General features: G+C 69.8%; 17 protein-coding genes. 1 reads left to right on the forward strand and 16 read right to left on the reverse strand.

Going from position 1 to position 17457, the window contains the following annotated elements:
- The 14 genes from ACFQ4H_RS28630 to pyrR form a co-directional block, all read right to left on the reverse strand.
- The coding region (locus tag ACFQ4H_RS28630) for a primosomal protein N' family DNA-binding protein (RefSeq protein WP_449289033.1) at positions 1-432 on the reverse strand (432 nt) is incomplete at its 3' end.
- 59 nt (positions 433-491) lie between these two features.
- Entirely contained in the window at positions 492-1685 is a 1194-nt protein-coding gene (gene metK / locus ACFQ4H_RS28635; RefSeq protein WP_377576729.1) for a methionine adenosyltransferase, read from the reverse strand.
- Between the two features lie 89 nt (positions 1686-1774).
- Positions 1775-2983, reverse strand: coding sequence for a bifunctional phosphopantothenoylcysteine decarboxylase/phosphopantothenate--cysteine ligase CoaBC (gene coaBC, locus ACFQ4H_RS28640; RefSeq protein WP_377576732.1), 1209 nt, complete (start codon positions 2981-2983; stop codon positions 1775-1777).
- A gap of 16 nt (positions 2984-2999) precedes the next feature.
- Entirely contained in the window at positions 3000-3263 is a 264-nt protein-coding gene (gene rpoZ, locus ACFQ4H_RS28645; RefSeq protein ID WP_377576735.1) for a DNA-directed RNA polymerase subunit omega, read from the reverse strand.
- A gap of 19 nt (positions 3264-3282) precedes the next feature.
- Positions 3283-3816, reverse strand: coding sequence for a guanylate kinase (locus ACFQ4H_RS28650; protein WP_377576738.1), 534 nt, complete (start codon positions 3814-3816; stop codon positions 3283-3285).
- Between the two features lie 26 nt (positions 3817-3842).
- Positions 3843-4160: an integration host factor, actinobacterial type gene (gene mihF, locus ACFQ4H_RS28655; RefSeq protein WP_377576740.1), complete on the reverse strand. Its 318-nt coding sequence runs from the start codon at positions 4158-4160 to the stop codon at positions 3843-3845.
- A 176-nt stretch (positions 4161-4336) separates the two neighbouring features.
- Positions 4337-5176 carry an orotidine-5'-phosphate decarboxylase gene (gene pyrF / locus ACFQ4H_RS28660; RefSeq protein ID WP_377576743.1) on the reverse strand — a complete coding sequence of 280 codons (840 nt, stop codon included), beginning with the start codon at positions 5174-5176 and terminating at the stop codon, positions 4337-4339.
- A 190-nt stretch (positions 5177-5366) separates the two neighbouring features.
- Positions 5367-6644 carry an adenosylmethionine--8-amino-7-oxononanoate transaminase gene (locus ACFQ4H_RS28665; protein ID WP_377576746.1) on the reverse strand — a complete coding sequence of 426 codons (1278 nt, stop codon included), beginning with the start codon at positions 6642-6644 and terminating at the stop codon, positions 5367-5369.
- 73 nt (positions 6645-6717) lie between these two features.
- Complete coding sequence (locus ACFQ4H_RS28670; RefSeq protein ID WP_377576825.1) at positions 6718-7731, reverse strand: quinone-dependent dihydroorotate dehydrogenase; 1014 nt, start codon at positions 7729-7731, stop codon at positions 6718-6720.
- 126 nt (positions 7732-7857) lie between these two features.
- Positions 7858-11184, reverse strand: coding sequence for a carbamoyl-phosphate synthase large subunit (gene carB / locus ACFQ4H_RS28675; protein ID WP_377576749.1), 3327 nt, complete (start codon positions 11182-11184; stop codon positions 7858-7860).
- Entirely contained in the window at positions 11177-12367 is a 1191-nt protein-coding gene (gene carA / locus ACFQ4H_RS28680) for a glutamine-hydrolyzing carbamoyl-phosphate synthase small subunit (protein WP_377576752.1), read from the reverse strand. The genes carB and carA overlap by 8 nt, the downstream gene beginning before the upstream one ends.
- The gene (locus ACFQ4H_RS28685) at positions 12367-13644 is read right to left on the reverse strand and encodes a dihydroorotase (RefSeq protein ID WP_377576755.1); all 1278 of its coding nucleotides are present in this window, start codon (positions 13642-13644) and stop codon (positions 12367-12369) included. The genes carA and ACFQ4H_RS28685 overlap by 1 nt, the downstream gene beginning before the upstream one ends.
- Before the next feature lie 16 nt (positions 13645-13660).
- The gene (locus tag ACFQ4H_RS28690; RefSeq protein WP_377576758.1) at positions 13661-14587 is read right to left on the reverse strand and encodes an aspartate carbamoyltransferase catalytic subunit; all 927 of its coding nucleotides are present in this window, start codon (positions 14585-14587) and stop codon (positions 13661-13663) included.
- On the reverse strand, positions 14584-15183 hold the full coding sequence (gene pyrR / locus ACFQ4H_RS28695; RefSeq protein ID WP_377576761.1) for a bifunctional pyr operon transcriptional regulator/uracil phosphoribosyltransferase PyrR: 600 nt from the start codon (positions 15181-15183) through the stop codon (positions 14584-14586). Before pyrR ends, ACFQ4H_RS28690 begins: the two co-directional genes overlap by 4 nt.
- Before the next feature lie 287 nt (positions 15184-15470).
- Between pyrR and bldD the strand changes: the two genes are divergently transcribed.
- Entirely contained in the window at positions 15471-15959 is a 489-nt protein-coding gene (bldD, locus tag ACFQ4H_RS28700) for a transcriptional regulator BldD (RefSeq protein ID WP_377576763.1), read from the forward strand.
- 159 nt (positions 15960-16118) lie between these two features.
- Here bldD and ACFQ4H_RS28705 read toward each other — a convergent pair whose 3' ends face one another.
- Positions 16119-16673 (reverse strand): hypothetical protein, encoded by a 555-nt coding sequence (locus ACFQ4H_RS28705; RefSeq protein ID WP_377576766.1) that lies wholly within the window; start codon positions 16671-16673, stop codon positions 16119-16121.
- Positions 16670-17452 carry a hypothetical protein gene (locus ACFQ4H_RS28710; RefSeq protein ID WP_377576769.1) on the reverse strand — a complete coding sequence of 261 codons (783 nt, stop codon included), beginning with the start codon at positions 17450-17452 and terminating at the stop codon, positions 16670-16672. Before ACFQ4H_RS28710 ends, ACFQ4H_RS28705 begins: the two co-directional genes overlap by 4 nt.
- Positions 17453-17457 lie beyond the last annotated feature (5 nt).

Raw genomic sequence — 17457 nt, forward strand, 5'->3', positions numbered from 1 at the left:
GGCTGCCGCGCCCGACGGCCCGCCGACTCCGCGCGCAGCGGTGGTGGCGTCATCTGGTGCCGCGTCCGCGTCCGCATCCGCGTCCACGTCGTGCGGCTGCTGGTGCGCGGTTGCTTCCTTTTCGACCCGGGCGTGCCGAGGCGGTACGGCCAGGCGCAGCACGTCGGCGAGGCTGCCCGCGTAGCGGTCGGCGATCGCGCGGGCCAGCCGGGCGATCTCCGGGGTCAGCGCCGGCTCGGGTGAGACCAGCCGCTCCAGGTACATCAGCCGGCCGGTGTGGGTGGATGCCTCGGCCCGTTCCAGCAACCAGCCGTCGACGAGTTGGCCGGCGAAACGGACCCGGACCCGGGTGCCGGGCTGTGCCGTCTCGGCCCACTCGGCCGGTACCAGGTAGTCGAACAGCCGGTCCAGGTGCGCCAGTGGCACATCCACGCAGACGCGAGCGACCGGCAGCCCTTCGGCGGGCCGCCGGTCGCTGCGCTGGTCGCTGGTCAGGCCGCCGCTGCCGACTTGAGGTCAGCCGCCCGGTCGGTGTTCTCCCAGGTCAGGTCCGGCAGCTCACGGCCGAAGTGACCGTACGCCGCCGTCTGCTGGTAGATCGGCCGCAGCAGGTCCAGGTCCCGGATGATCGCCGCCGGACGGAGGTCGAACACCTCCGTGACCGCCTTCTCGATCCGGTCCACCGCGACGGTCTCCGTGCCGAAGGTCTCCACGAACAGGCTCACCGGGTGCGCCTTGCCGATCGCGTACGCCACCTGCACCTCGCACCGCTCCGCCAGGCCGGCCGCGACCACGTTCTTCGCGACCCACCGCGTCGCGTACGCCGCGGAGCGGTCGACCTTCGACGGGTCCTTGCCGGAGAACGCCCCGCCGCCGTGCCGGGCGTAGCCACCGTAGGTGTCCACGATGATCTTCCGGCCGGTCAGGCCCGCGTCACCCATCGGGCCACCGATCTCGAACCGGCCCGTCGGGTTCACCAGCAGCCGGTAGCCCTCGGTCTCCAGGCCCAGCCCTTCCAACTCCGGCGCGATGACGTGTTCGCGTACGTCCGGGGTCAGCAGCGACTCCAGCGAGATGTCCGCCGCGTGCTGGCTCGACACCACCACCGTGTTCAGGCGGACCGGCCGCAGCCCGTCGTATTCGATCGTCACCTGCGTCTTACCGTCCGGACGCAGATAGGGAACCGTTCCGTCCTTACGCACCGCGGCGAGTCGACGCGACAACCGGTGCGCCAATGCGATCGGCAGCGGCATCAACTCCGGCGTCTCCGAGCAGGCGAAACCGAACATCATTCCCTGGTCCCCGGCGCCCTGCGCGTCCAACGCGCTCTCCGAGGAACCCGAACGCAACTCGATCGCCGAGTCCACGCCCTGCGCGATGTCCGGCGACTGGGATCCGATCGACACACTCACGCCACAGGACGCCCCGTCGAAACCTTTCTTCGACGAGTCGTAACCGATTCCCAGAATCGTGTCCCGCACGATCGTCGGGATGTCGGCGTACGCCTTGGTCGTCACCTCACCCGCGACATGCACCTGCCCCGTCGTGATCAACGTCTCCACGGCGACGCGGCTGCGCGGGTCCTGGGCCAACAACGCGTCCAGGATGCCGTCACTGATCTGGTCAGCGATCTTGTCCGGGTGGCCCTCCGTGACCGACTCGGAAGTGAACAGGCGACGTGCCACGGTGCTCCTCAGATCTCGAAGGATTGTTGGCCGGCAGTGTACTAACCACGCACGGTCGCCCGACCGTCCGACCACATTGTGCTCAACGGTCAAGACATGCCGGCTAAGCGCGTTGTTACCAGATCCCAGACCGCGTCGGCGAGGTCTTCCTTGGATTGCTCGGGGAAAGATGTCACAGATCCGTCAGCGCCGAGAACCGTGGCGGTGTTGGAATCGGCACCGAAGACCTTGTCGACGCCGACCTCGTTGACCACGATGAGATCTGCTTTCTTACGGGTCAGCTTCGCCCGGGCATTGGCCTCGGCGTTGCTCGTCTCGGCGGCGAACGCCACCAGCAATTGGCCGGGGCGACGACGCTCCCCCAGCTCGGCGGCGATATCCGGATTGGTGACCAGCTCGATGGTGGGCGCGGTGCCGTCGTCCGATTTTTTGATCTTGTTGTCGGCGTACGTCGCGGGCCGAAAGTCGGCCGGTGCCGCCGCCATCACCACCACGTCCGCGTCGGCCGCCGCCTCCAGCGTCGCCTTGCGGAGTTCCTCGGTGGTGGACACGCGGCGCAGGTCGACGCCGGCCGGATCGGCCAGCGAGACGTTGGCCGACACCAGGGTCACCCGGGCCCCGCGGGCAGCGGCCGTACGCGCGAACGCGTAGCCCTGCTTGCCGGACGACCGGTTGCCGAGGAAGCGGACCGGGTCGAGCGGTTCCCGGGTGCCACCGGCGGTGACCACGACGTGCCGGCCGGCCAGGTCGGGTAGCGCCGACCCGCCCCGGGTCAGCACCCGGCGGGCGACCGCGAAGATCTCGGCCGGGTCGGGCAACCGTCCCTTGCCCGTGTCGGCACCGGTCAGTCGGCCGCTGGCCGGCTCGATCACCACCACCCCGCGCCGCCGCAGCGTGGCGACGTTGTCGACCGTCGCCGGATGCTCCCACATCTCGGTGTGCATGGCCGGGGCCAGCAGCACCGGACAGCGCGCGGTGAGCAGCGTGTTGGTGAGCAGGTCGTCGGCGAGCCCGTGCGCGGCCCGGGCCAGCAGATCAGCGGTGGCGGGGGCAACGACGACCAGGTCGGCCTGCTGGCCGAGGCGGACGTGCGGCACCTCGTGCACGTCGGCCCAGACATCGTCGGCGACCGGCTGGCCGGAGAGCGCCGCCCAGGTGGGCGCTCCGACGAAACGTAGGGCGGAGGCGGTCGGTACGACCCGGACCCGGTGACCGGACTCGGTGAACAACCGCAGCAGTTCGCATGCCTTGTAGGCGGCGATGCCACCGCCTACGCCCAGGACAACCTCGGCGGACATCGGCGGACCGACGTCCCTACGGCTGGTCGATCGGCTCGGCGGTGAGCAGCCCGGCGTTGATCTCCCGCATCGCGATCGACAGCGGCTTCTCCTGCGGCGTGGTCTCCACCAACGGGCCGACGTACTCCAGCAGGCCCTCACCGAGCTGGCTGTAGTACGCGTTGACCTGGCGGGCACGCTTGGCGGCGAAGATCACCAGTGCGTACTTCGACGAGGTCTTCTCCAGCAGCTCGTCGATCGGCGGGTTGGTGATGCCTTCGGGGCTGGCGATGGATCCCACGGGTAAACCTCTGCGTCTCTCAACCGCTGGCGTGCGGTCGGGCCGGTGTCAGAAAAGAACAACCGAGTAAGCCTACCAGTTGATCGGTGGCCCGCTCGACGCAGTCGTTGACGACCGTCGTGTCGAACTCACGTTCCACGTCGGCGTGGCAGTGCGTCCCGGGCGGGGCGAGGAACACCAGTCGCGCCCCGGGCATCGCGGCCCGCACCTGTCGGGCACCCGACAGATCGATCTTCAACAGGACCGGTCGACCGAGGTCCAACCGGGCCCGGATCGGTTCGGCGGGCGTGCCGAAGAGGTGGCCGCCGCACTCGGCCCACTCGAGCAGCTGTCCACCGACGATCATCCGCTCGAACTCGGCCCGGTCGACGAAGCGGCGGTCCTCGCCGTCGACCTCGTGGTCGCGGATCGGCCGGGTGGTGACCGGAACCGAAACCCACACCCACGGGGTACGCGCCCGGACCATCCCGACCACGCCGCCCCCACCGACCCCGGAGGGGCCGGCAAGGACGGTGAGCCAGGCGGCCGGGCGCGCACCGTCATCCATGCTCACTGCTTGTTTCTACCTGCTGCCGCGATTCAGTTCGCGGCGAACTCTCCAAGCAACGCCTTACGCTGCTGCTCGCCGAGGCCACGCAGGCGCCGGCTGTCAGCAATCTTGAGCTTTTCCATGATCTGGGTCGCCCGGATCTTGCCGATACCCGGCATCGCCTGCAAGACGGCCGAGACCTTCAGCTTGCCGACGACGTCGTCCGACTCCGCCCGGTCGAGGACGGCGGCGAGGGTGGTCTTGCCCTGCTTGAGCTGCTCCTTCAGCGCTGCACGGGCTTTGCGGATCTCCGCAGCCTTTTCCAGCGCAGCTGCACGCTGCTCGGGGCTCAGTGACGGGAGCGGCACCAGTTCTCCTCAGGCCCCTATCGCGACGGCACGGAACGCACCGCCGCTGATGTGAAACGTGGTGTGCCTGAAAACCAAAGGGGTTTGTGGTTCCCAGCGCGGGGAAAACTAGCGGCCTGCGGAGATTTCGGCAACGTGGGCGCGCCATGATCACGAAACAGTGACCCACACATCAGTCACGAACCGCTGCCCAGCGCGGCCCGACAGTCGGCCAGAACCCGGTCCACCGCCGCCCGCAATCCGGCGGCGTCCGGGCCCGCGTTGAGCACCTCACGGGAGTACGACGGCAGCACCGCCGACAGGTCGCGACCGAAGACCGTACGCAGGTCCGCCGCCGTTCCGCCCTGCGCGCCGAGGCCCGGAGCCAGCAGCGGGCCGCCCACCCGGGACAGGTCGTGGCCGGTGTCACCGACGGTCGCCCCGACCACCAGGCCAAAACTTCCCAGCGGCTGCGCACCCGCGTTGAGCTGGGAAATCTCGTCGATGACCGTCTGTGCGACCGTACGTCCGTCCGCGCCGCGCGCGTGCTGGACGCTCGACCCCTCGGGGTTCGACGTGAGCGCGAGGACGAACACGCCACCGCCGTGCGCCGCCGCCGTGTCGAACATCGGAGCGAGCGCGCCGACGCCCAGGTAAGGGCTTGCGGTGATCGCATCGACATACAGGGGACTGGATGGCTCCAGGTACGCGGACGCGTACGCGCTGACCGTCGAACCGATGTCGCCACGCTTCACGTCGAGCAGGACGAGCGCGCCAGAATCCCGCAACTGTCGGATAGTTGACTCTAGTACCGCGACCCCCTGAGCGCCGAAGCGCTCGAAGAAGGCGGACTGGGGTTTGCACACCGCCAGCCGGTCCCCCAGGGCATCGACCACGATCTCACTGAAGCGTGCCAACCCCGTCAGGTCGTCGGGCAGCCCCCACCGGGCCAGCAACGCGGGATGCGGATCGATACCCACGCACAACGGTCCCCGTTCCGCCATCGCCCGGTACAGCCGGGTTCCGAAGCTCTCCATCGTTGTCTCCTCTCCCGCCATGGGACATGCCGTGACGACCCGCCCGGGCATCCCGGAACGCCCATGGCTGCCGTCCCGGTCACGCCGGCTCACCGACCCGGCCCTCCGCGACCCCGGACATCGGGGCCGCCGTACGCTCAACCGCCATGCGCCCTACGCCCAACCACCGCCCGCCCGGGCCGCCGTACGTTCAACCCGCCGCAACGGCAGCGGCCACCCCTTCGGTGATCCGGGCCAGGTCCTCGTCGTCGGTCACGTAGGGCGGCATCGTGTAGATCAGGTCCCGGAACGGGCGCAGCCAGACTCCCCGGGCCACGGTCGCGGCGGTGGCCGCGGCCATGTCCACCTCGTGGTCGAGCTGCACCACGCCGATCGCACCGAGCACCCGTACGTCGAGGACTCCCGGCGCGCCCCGTAGCGGCTCCAGACCGCTCCGGAGTGCCGTCTGCACCCTCGCTACCTCGGCCGGCCACGTTCCCGCGCCCAGCAGCCCGAGAGAGGCGTTCGCGACGGCACAGGCAAGCGGGTTACCCATGAACGTCGGCCCGTGCGCCAGCACCTCGCCCCCGGCACCGATCCCCTCGGCGATCGCCGACGTGCACAGCGTCGCCGCGAGGCTCAGGTAGCCACCGGTGAGCGCCTTGCCGACACACATCACGTCGGGCGCGACCCCGGCGTGCTCCGCCGCGAACAGCCTGCCGGTACGGCCGAACCCGGTGGCTATCTCGTCGAAGACCAGTGGGATGTCGTACGCCCGGGTCACCTCACGCAGCACCCGCAGGTAGTGCGGATTGTGGAACCGCATGCCACCCGCCCCCTGGACGACCGGCTCGACGATGACCCCGGCGAGTTCGTCGGCATGCCGGGAGACCGCGTCGGTCAGCTCGGCGACGTACGCGTCGTCGACCGGAGCGTCGAAGCCGGCCGGGGGCTCGGCGGTGAAGACCTGCCGGGGCAGCACGTCCGTCCAGAGGTGGTGCATGCCCCCCTCGGGGTCGCAGACGCTCATCGGGTGGAACGTGTCGCCGTGGTAGCCGCCCCGCCAGGTGGCCAGCCGGTGCCGCCGCGGGCGACCCCGACCGCGCTGGTACTGGAGGCACATCTTTACGGCGACCTCGACACTGACCGAGCCGGAGTCGCTGAGGAAGACGTGCTCCAGGCCGGGTGGACTCAGCTCCACCAGGCTCCGGGCCAGTCGCACGGCCGGCTCGTGGGTGAGGCCACCGAACATCACATGGCTCATCCGGCCGAGCTGGTCGACGACGGCGGCGTCCAGCACCGGATGCCGGTAGCCGTGGATGGCCGCCCACCACGAGGACATGCCGTCGACGAGTTCCCGCCCGTCGGTCAGTCGCAGCCGTACCCCGGCGGCGCTGGCCACCGGGTACGGGTCCACCCGGGCGGGCATCGGCGCGTACGGGTGCCAGACGTGCGCCCGGTCGACGGTGACGACTTCCTCAGGGGTCACGCCCTGCGCTCCTCAGCTCGGCCGACGGTGCCGTACGTCCGCACGACGGCACGGTCGGGCAGCGGCCGGTCGGTCATGTCCGGGCTGCCCGGGCAACCGACCGCACCAGGGCCGGTCCCCGGTAGATGAACCCCGTGTAGAGCTGCACCAGGCTCGCCCCGGCGTCGAACATCCGGGCCGCGTCGTCGGTGTCGACGATGCCACCCACCCCGATCACCGGGAGCTTGCCGCCGGTCTCCCGGTGCACGAAGGCGACCACCTCGCGGGCCCGGTCGGTCAGCGGACGGCCGGACAGACCCCCCGTCTCGGCGCCCCGGCCGGCATCGGCGGCGGCGAGTCCGGTCCGTCCGAGGGTCGTGTTGGTGGCGATCACCCCGGCCGCTCCCCGGTCGAGGCAGACCTGCAACACCTCCGCGATCGCCGGTTCGGTCAGGTCCGGCGCGATCTTCACCAGGATGGGCTTCTCCCCCACCAGCGCCGCCAGCAGTGCGTCGAGGTGGTCCCGATCCTGCAACGCCCGCAGTCCGGGGGTGTTCGGGGAGGAGACGTTGATCGCGAAGTAGTCGCCGTGGCCACGCAGCGCCCGGTAGGACGCCTCGTAGTCCGCCACCGCCTGGTCCAGCGGCGTCACCTTGGACTTGCCGAGCGAGATCCCCAGCGGCACACCGAGCGGGCGGGGCAACGCCGCCAGTCGCCCGGCCAGCGCCTCGGCTCCGGCGTTGTTGAAGCCCATCCGGTTGATCAGCGCCGTGCTGTCCCGGAGCCGGTACAGCCGGGGCTGCGGGTTGCCCGGTTGGGCGTGCGCGGTGACCGTACCGACCTCGACGAAACCGAAGCCCAGGGCCGGCCAGGCCGGCAGCGCCCGCCCGTCCTTGTCCAGTCCGGCGGCGAGACCCACCGGATTGGGGAACCGCACACCGAAGACGGTCCGTGGGGCCGCGACGGCGTAGCGGGCCCGCAACGCCGCCAGGGCGGCCGGCTGGCCGGAGAGTCCGGCCAGCCGGTGCAGGGTCCACTCGTGCGCCGCCTCGGCGTCGCCACCACCGATGCGGAACAGCACCGGTCGCACCAACCGCTCGAAGATCACCGCGTCGCCACCTGATCCCGGCAACCGGGCTCGCCCACTGGTCGGCTGCGCTCGCTCCTCGCGCTCACTGGACCTGCTCCTGTTCGCGACTGCGGGGCTCGCTTCGCTCACCTCGCGTTCCAGCGCTCACTGGTCGGCCCGCAGTGCGGCGTGCAGCTGTTGCAGCGGGCGCACCTCCAGTTCACCCCGGATGCTGGCCTCGATGCCCATGATCGCGGCAGCCGCGCCGGGCACCGTGGTGATGCACGGGATGTCCGCGGTGACCGCCGCGCTGCGGATCTCGTACCCGTCGAACCGGGCGCTGGCCCCCGAGCCCTGCGGGGTGTTGATGACCAGCGCGACCTCGCCGGCGGCGATCAGCGACACCGCGTCCGGGCCGCCGTCGCCGGCTTCCTCGTAGTGCTTGCGGATCACCTCGCAGGCGACGCCGTACCGGCGGAGCACCTCGGCCGTGCCGGAGGTGGCGACGATCTCGAAGCCCAGATCCGCCAGCCGCTTCACCGGGAAGATCATTCCCCGCTTGTCCCGGTTCGCCACCGAGACGAAGATCCTGCCCGAGGTGGGCAGCGAACCGTACGCCGCCGACTGCGACTTGGCGAACGCCCGCCCGAAGCCGGTGTCGATGCCCATCACCTCACCGGTGGACTTCATCTCCGGTCCGAGCAACGAGTCCACGCCCATCCCGGTCGGGGTACGGAACCGCTTGAACGGCAGCACCGCCTCCTTGACCGCGATCGGTGCACTGTCGGGCAGCTTCCCGCCGTCGCCGGTGGCCGGCAGCAGCCCCTCGGCCCGCAGGTCGGCGATGCTCTCGCCGAGCATGATCCGGGCGGCGGCCTTGGCCAACGGCACCGCGGTCGCCTTCGACACGAACGGCACGGTCCGCGACGCCCGGGGGTTGGCCTCCAGCACGTAGAGCACGTCGTCCTTGAGCGCGTACTGCACGTTGAGCAGGCCCCGCACCCCGATTCCGCGCGCGATCTCCTCCGTGTAGCGACGTACCTCGGCCAGGTGCGGACCGGCCAGGGTGATCGGCGGGAGGACGCACGAGGAGTCACCGGAGTGGATGCCGGCCTCCTCGATGTGCTCCATCACCCCACCGAGATAGATCTCGCCCGTCCCGTCGCAGAGCGCGTCGACGTCGATCTCGATCGCGTCGTCGAGGAACCGGTCGACCAGCACCGGATGCTCCGGGGAGATGTCGGTGGCCCGGCCGATGTAGTCACGCAGCGTCGGGTCGTCGTAGACGATCTCCATGCCCCGCCCGCCGAGCACGTACGACGGCCGGACCAGGACCGGGTAGCCGATCTCCTCGGCGATCTTCTTCGCCTCGTCGTACGAGGTGGCCGTCCCGTGCGCGGGGGAACGCAGGCCGGCCCGGTCCAGCACCGCGCCGAACGCGCCCCGTTCCTCCGCCAGGTGGATCGACTCCGGCGAGGTGCCGACGATCGGCACCCCGGCCTCCTTGAGCCGCTTGGCCAGGCCCAGCGGGGTCTGGCCGCCGAGCTGGACGATCACACCGACCACCCCGGGCCCGCCGGCGGCCCGGCCGGAGGAGTCCTCCGCGTGCCAGACCTCCAGCACGTCCTCGAAGGTCAGCGGCTCGAAGTAGAGCCGGTCGGCGGTGTCGTAGTCGGTGGAGACCGTCTCCGGGTTGCAGTTGACCATGACGGTCTCGTATCCCGCGTCCCGCAGGGCCATCACCGCGTGCACGCACGAGTAGTCGAACTCGATGCCCTGCCCGATCCGGTTCGGCCCGGAGCCGAGGATCAGCACCTTCGAGCCGGCCGAGGGGGTCACCTCGGTCTCCTCGTCGTACGACGAGTAGTGGTAGGGCGTCGCCGCGCTGAACTCGGCCGCACAGGTGTCCACCGTCTTGTAGACCGGACGCAGACCGAGCCGGTGCCGCAGCGTGCGTACCCCGTCCTCGGCTGCCAGCTCCGGGCGCAGCGCCGCGAGCTGCCGGTCGGAGAGCCCGGCCCGCTTGGCCCGCCGGAGCAGCTCACCATCGAGTACGGCCGCCTCGACGATCTCGGCGCGCAGTTCGATCAGCTCGACGATCTGGTCCAGGAACCAGGGGTCGACACCACCGGAGGCGGCCGCGACCTCGGCCACCGAGCCACCCAGCCGCAGTGCCCGCTCGATCGTGTAGATCCGCCCGTCGTGCGGCGTACGCAGGGCCGCCAGCGTGTTCTCCAGGGTGGCCCCGGCCGGGTCCGGCTGGGTCCAGAAGCCGGCCGCCCTGGTCTCCATGGAGCGCATGGCCTTGTTGAGCGCCTCGGTGAAGTTGCGGCCCAGGCTCATCGCCTCGCCCACCGACTTCATCGTGGTGGTCAGCTCCGGGTCGGCACCCGGGAACTTCTCGAACGCGAACCGCGGGATCTTCACCACGACGTAGTCCAGCGTCGGCTCGAAGGCGGCCGGCGTCTTGAGCGTGATGTCGTTGGGGATCTCGTCCAGGGTGTAGCCGATGGCCAGCTTCGCGGCGATCTTCGCGATCGGGAAGCCGGTCGCCTTGGAGGCCAGCGCCGACGAGCGGGACACCCGGGGGTTCATCTCGATGACGACGAGCCGGCCGTCGCGCGGGTTGACGGCGAACTGGATGTTGCAGCCGCCGGTGTCGACCCCGACCTCGCGCAGCACCGCGATGCCCAGGTCGCGCATCCGCTGGTACTCCCGGTCGGTCAGCGTCATCGCCGGTGCGACGGTCACGCTGTCACCGGTGTGTACGCCCATCGGGTCGATGTTCTCGATCGAGCAGACGACGACCACGTTGTCGTTGCGGTCGCGCATCAGCTCCAGCTCGTATTCCTTCCAGCCGAGCACGCTCTCCTCGATGAGCACCTCGTGCACCGGGCTGGCGGCCAGACCGGCCCCGGCGATGCGCTCCAGGTCCTCGTCGGTGTGTGCCATGCCGGAGCCGAGACCGCCCATGGTGAACGACGGCCGGATCACCACCGGCAGGCCCACCTCGGCCACGGTGGCCCGGACCTCGTCCATCGAGTGGCACACCCGACTGCGCGGGGTCTCGCCGCCGGCCTTGGCGACGATCTCCTTGAACAGCTGCCGGTCCTCGCCGCGGCGGATCGCGTCGATGTCCGCGCCGATCAGCTCGACGCCGTACTTCTCCAGCACCCCCGCCTCGTGCAGCGCGACCGCGGTGTTCAGCGCGGTCTGTCCACCGAGGGTCGGCAGCAGCGCGTCCGGACGCTCCTTGGCGATCACCAGCTCGACGAACTCCGGGGTGATCGGCTCGACGTACGTGGCGTCGGCGAACTCCGGGTCGGTCATGATGGTGGCCGGGTTGGAGTTGACCAGGCTGACCCGCAGTCCTTCGCTGCGCAGCACCCGACACGCCTGGGTGCCGGAGTAGTCGAACTCGCAGGCCTGTCCGATCACGATCGGACCGGACCCGATCACCAGGACATGCTTCAGATCTTTCCGCTTAGGCACGCTCATCCTCGCTCAACTCGGTGCCGGGCCGCCCGCCACGCTCGATCAGCTCCGCGAAACGGTCGAACAGGTAGTCCGCGTCGTGCGGGCCGGCTGCCGCCTCGGGGTGGTACTGGACGGTGAAGGCGGGCACGTCCTTCGCCCGCAGGCCCTCGACCACGTTGTCGTTGAGGCACACGTGACTCACCTCGACCCGACCGAAGTCGGTGTCGATGACCTGGTTCAACGGCGCGTCGGCCGCCCTGAACCCCTGTTCGCGGCCCGGCCAGTCGACCGCGAAGCCGTGGTTGTGGCTGGTCACCTCCACCTTGCCGGTGGCCCGGTCCAGGACCGGCTGGTTGACACCCCGGTGGCCGTATCCGAGCTTGTAGGTGCCGAAGCCCAAGGCCCGGCCGAGGATCTGGCTGCCGAAGCAGATCCCGAAGAGCGGGATCTCGCGACGCAGCACCTCACGGGCCAGGGCGACCGGGTGGTCGGCGGTGGCCGGGTCGCCGGGACCGGGTGAGAGGAAGACCGCGTCCGCACCGGTGGCCAACAGATCGTCTATTGTGGACGAGAGCGGCATCACGTGGGTGGTCACACCCCGTGCGGCCAGCCGTCGTGCCACGTTGCGCTTGATACCGAGGTCGAGGGCGGCGACGGTGAAGCGGTGCTCCCCCTCGGCGTCGACGGTGTACGGCTTATCGGTGCTCACCTCGGCGGAGAGGTCCGCGCCGACCATCTGCGGCGCCTGCCGGACCCGCTCCAGCAGCGCCTGCGGATCGTCGTCCAGGCTCGAGATACCGACCCGCATCGCCCCGCGTTCGCGCAGGTGGCGGGTCAGTGCCCGGGTGTCGACACCGCTGATGCCGACCACGCCCTCGGTGGCCAACCGGTCCTCCAGGGTCCCGGTCGCCCGCCAGTTCGACCCGGCCCGGGCCGGGTCGCGCACCACGTAGCCGGCCACCCAGATCCGGCCGGACTCGTCGTCCTCGTCGTTGACACCGGTGTTACCGATGTGCGGCGCGGTCTGCACCACCACCTGCCGGTGGTAGGACGGGTCGGTCAGCGTCTCCTGGTAGCCGGTCATGCCGGTGGTGAAGACCGCCTCGCCGAAGGTCTCCCCGATGCTGCCGTACGCCTCGCCCCGGAAGGTCCGCCCGTCCTCCAGTACGAGGATCGCCGGCCTACGCCTGTTAGTCATCACTTGACCGCCTTTCCGTCGAGGACCGTCGGCTCGCCCCGCAGGAACGTCGCCACGATCCGGCCAGGCAGCACGGTGCCGGCATATGGGGTGTTACGGCTACGACTGGCCAATTCGGCCGCGACGACGGTGCGTCGGGCGGCCGGGTCGACCAGGGTCAGGTTGGCCGGCGTACCGGGGGCCGGGTCGATCCCGTGCTCGGCGAGCCCGGCGATCCGGGCCGGGGTACGGGACATCCGCTCGGCGATCAGGTCCCAGTTCGGGCCGAGTACGTCCAGCACGATCGACAACGCGGTCTCCAGCCCGAGCATTCCCGGCCGGGCGTACGCCCACTCGCACTCCTTGTCCTCGAGCGCGTGCGGGGCGTGGTCGGTCGCCACGATGTCGATCACACCGTCGGCCAGGGCGGCCCGCAGCGCGGCGATGTCCGTGGCCGTACGCAGTGGCGGGTTGACCTTGAAGACCGGGTCGTAGGTGGCCGCCGACTCGTCGGTCAGCAGCAGGTGGTGCGGGGTGACCTCGGCGGTGACGCGTACCCCCCGGGCCTTGGCCTGGCGCAGCACCTCGACGCTGCCGGCGGTCGAGACGTGGCAGACGTGCAGCCGGCTGCCGACGTGCTCGGCCAGCAGCACGTCCCGGGCGATGATCGCCTCCTCGGCCACCGCCGGCCAGCCGGTCAGCCCGAGCCGGGTGGAGACCTCACCCTCGTGCATCTGGGCACCCTCGGTCAGCCGGGGTTCCTCGGCGTGCTGGGCGATCACGCCGTCGAAGGCCTTGACGTATTCCAGTGCCCGGCGCATCAGCCGGGGATCGGCCACGCAGTGCCCGTCGTCGGAGAAGATCCGGACCTGGGCCGCGGAGTCGGCCATCGCGCCCAGCTCGGCCAGCCGCTCGCCGGCCAGTCCGACGGTGACCGCACCGATCGGCTGCACGTCGACCAGACCGGCCTCACGCCCCAGCCGCCACACCTGTTCCACCACGCCGGCGGTGTCCGCGACCGGGGAGGTGTTGGCCATCGCGCAGACCGCGGTGTAGCCGCCCAGCGCCGCCGCCCGGGAACCGGACTCGACCGTCTCGGCGTCCTCGCGGCCCGGCTCGCGCAGGTGGGTGTGCAGGTCGACCAGGCCGGGCAGGACGACCAGGCCGGCGGCGTCGATGATGACCGCTCCCGCCACGTCCAGGCCCCGACCCACCTCGGCCACCACGCCGTCGCGGACGAGCAGGTCGGTCGGTTCGGAGCCGACCACGCTTGCGCCCTTGATCAGGTACGCGCTCACTGTTCTTTTCCCCCAGTCACTGGTTCTTCCCCCCGAGTAGCAGATAGAGAACGGCCATCCGGACGGAGACACCGTTGGTGACCTGTTCGACGATGGTGGAGCGGGGCGAGTCGGCCACCTCCGGGGCGATCTCCATTCCCCGGTTCATCGGACCGGGGTGCATGACGATCGCGTGGTCGGGCAGTCGACGCATCCGCGCCCCGTCCATGCCGTAGCGACGGGCGTACTCCCGCGCCGACGGGAAGTAGGAGGTGTCCATCCGCTCCCGCTGCACCCGCAGCATCATCACCACGTCCGTACCGGGCAGCACCGCGTCCAGGTCGTAGGAGACCTCGGTCCCGGGAGCCAGCGCGACACTGATGTCTACCGGAATCAACGTGGGGGGACCGACCAGGGTCACCTTCGCACCCAGCGTCGACAGCAGCAGGACGTTGGAGCGGGCCACCCGGCTGTGTAGCACGTCACCGACCACGGCCACCTGGAGACCGGCCAGCCGGCCGAGCCGGGACCGCATGGTGTACGCGTCGAGCAGCGCCTGGGTGGGGTGCTCGTGGGTGCCGTCACCGGCGTTGACCACCGATCCGTCCACCCAGTTGGCCAGCCGGTGCGGCGCACCGGAGGCCGGGTGCCGGATCACGACCGCGTCGGCGCCCATCGCCTGGAGGGTCAGTGCGGTGTCCTTGAGGCTCTCGCCCTTGGAGACGCTCGACCCCTTGACCGAAAAGTTGATCACATCTGCGGAGAGCCGCTTGGCCGCCGCCTCGAAGGAGATCCGGGTCCGGGTGGAATCCTCGTAGAAGAGGTTGACGACCGTACGACCGCGCAGGGCGGGCAGCTTCTTGACCTCGCGACCGGCCACGGTAGCCATCTCGGCAGCGGTGTCCAGGATCAGGGTCGCGGTGTCCGCGTCGAGGTCGGCGGCGGACAACAGGTGCTTGATCACGAGTTGAACCTGCTTTCGTTCGCGACCGCGTAGAGCCTGACCTCGTCGGTGCCGTCCGTCTCGGCCAGCGTGACCCGGACGCTCTCGGCCAGGGCGGTGGGAATGTTCTTACCCACGTAGTCGGCGCGGATCGGCAGTTCGCGGTGCCCCCGGTCGACGAGGACGGCCAACTGCACCGAACTGGGTCGGCCGAGATCGCTCAACGCGTCCAGCGCGGCGCGCACGGTACGACCGGAGAAGAGGACGTCATCCACCAGAATGATCCGTTTGCCGTCGATGCCCCCGGAAGGCACTTCCGTCGGGCCGATCGCCCGGATGGCGTTACGTCGCAGATCATCGCGGTAGAGCGTGATGTCGAGCACACCGACCGGTACGTCCACGCCCTCGAAGGTGCTGATCCGGGCGGCCAACCGTCGGGCCAGCGGCACACCCCGGGTCGGGATACCGAGCAGTACGGTGTCGGCGGCACCCTGGGTCTTTTCCAGAATCTGATGGGCGATCCGGTCGACCACCCGCTGGAGATCAGCGCTGGTCAGGATGACCTTCACGGACGGTGGCGGAACCGGCGCAGGCTGGGCAGCCGGCGAGTAGGCCACGGCGGACCTCCTTCCCCGCCTCACGGGACGGGTCGTTAAAGGATGTCTGGATCCGGCCGGGCCGCGTGCGGTCCCGTACCGGGGCTTCACGCCACGTTACCAGCGCCCACAGGGTTTCCCGTTTCGGGTCGCTGACCCCTGAATCAGCCCCCCGGCAAATCGCCCACTAAGGGCGATCTTGTCAACAGTAAGGTCACGACTACTTGACCCGGTGTCGCAATCCCCGTACCGTCACGCTCCGTAGCGATCGCTGGGGAGAACCCCAAGCCAGCATTGGGAGTGTCCGCATGCCCTCTGAGTACGCCAAGTCGTTGGGTGCCCGTCTGCGTTCTATCCGTCAGCAGCAGGGGCTGTCCCTGCAGGGGGTGGAGGAGAAGTCGAACGGGCGTTGGAAGGCAGTCGTAGTCGGGTCGTACGAGCGTGGTGACCGTGCCGTCACGGTGTCGCGTCTCGCCGAACTGGCCGACTTCTACCGGGTACCCGTCGCGGAACTGCTGCCCGACGGCAGCGGCATCCGCCACGAGCCCACCAACAAGATCGTGCTCGACCTGGAGCGTCTCTACGACGACGCATCCGAGGAACTCGCCTACGTCGCTCGCTACGCCCGGGCCATCCAGCAGCAGCGGGGTGACTACAACGGCCGGGTCCTGTCGATTCGTGCGGACGACCTCCAGTCGCTCGCCATCGTCTACGACTCCTCCCCGTCCGGGCTGATCGAGCGGCTGACCGAGCACGGTGTCTTGGTCGCCGACCCTCGGGCGCTCTTCGCCTCCTGAGAAGGTCCAAACCCGAAGGGCCCGTGCCACCCGGCACGGGCCCTTCGGCGTGTCTGGCACCTCCCAGCCAAATTGGACGCAGGCGCACGGGTCCACGCTCCGATTCGGCAGTGCCCGGTGGCCGTACGCCCCAGGAGGTGACCCTGGCCAGGGCGGCAGCTACCAAAACATCGGTCGTCCGACGTATAGGGAAAACTCCGGTGGCAGCGTCCGCAACAGTTCGGGCGGCGCTTCCCGGTGCCACCTGGCCAGCCGGTGGTAGTCCCGCCCGAAGGATCCGGCGCCTACCGAGCCCATCGCCATGATGAGACCCAGCGGCAGCACGAGTAGCAGGTGGAGCGAGAGCGTGGACTGGATCAGCGTCGCAGCCAGCAGGGCGAAGACGCCAGCGAGCATGACCAGACCTGCTGCCCAGGAGTAGTTCCTCGCCCCTGACAGGCCAGGTTGCGAAACGGTCCAGGACGACGCGTCCATCGCGGCGATCGCCCGGCTCTGACTCACCAGCAGCAGAACCACCCCCGGCAGTCCGAACACGATGAAGCTCAACGGAAGCAGTAGTCGGGTGGAGCCGACACCCGACGGCACACCGCACGCAGCGATGAGGACGCCGACTCCCCCGACGATCGCGTAGAACAACCGCCACCCCCGCAGCCGTTGCGGGAAGGCGCGTAGATCCTGAACCCCCCGCTCGGGCGGCCGGTATGGGCTCGTCATTGCGCCAGCTTCCACGATGCACCTTCGCGGTAACGCTCGCTCTTCGAACCCGGCCACTGGCCGCCATCAAGGGCGCTCCGGTCGAACAGGCGGTTCCGCAGTGTCGCCATGGCGTCATTGGCCCGCTCCGCAGTCAGCATGAAGCCGCCGACACCCACCGAGACGCCAGCCAGCAAAGCTGCCAATGCCTCGAACACGAATGCCACAGCCGCCGGAGCACCGATTCCTGTGCTCGCTGACGCAACTGCTGCAACAACGCCCGAACACGCCATCAGCAGTGCGGCGGCGACGGCGGCCCACAGCGCGCAGATGGCCACCGCCACGTGGCCCAGCGCCGTGTGCACGTCCGCGCCGATGCTCTGCAGGGCGACGAGCGCCTCCTTCTGACGAGCGGTCGTCGCCGCGTACATGTCGGCGGCACGCCCGTCCCACGCGTAGTTCGCACTCAGGTGCAGGTCGTTCATCTCGCCGACGTGCTCGCTGAGTGGGCCAGCGAAGTTGGCGACCCAACTCGCCCCGGCGTCCCACACCTTCCACGGCTGTCCCACCCGGCTCAGCAACCGTATGATCTCCGCCTTCAGCCGCCGCCGGAAGTCGTCGAGCTGGTCACAGAGGCTGGCGACCTGTTCGGCGACGACCGGCAACAGTCGGGTCGAACGACGGGCGTTCTCGATCACCTGGTCGATGCCAGCGGACAGTCGTTCAAGCAGCCGGCGCACCCGTTCGACCAGTTCCTCGAAACCGGCGATGACGATCGGCACCGTTATCGGAGTGGTCACACCAT

The sequence above is a fragment of the Micromonospora sonneratiae genome, from assembly GCF_042679305.1.
GTDB lineage: Bacteria > Actinomycetota > Actinomycetes > Mycobacteriales > Micromonosporaceae > Micromonospora_H > Micromonospora_H sonneratiae.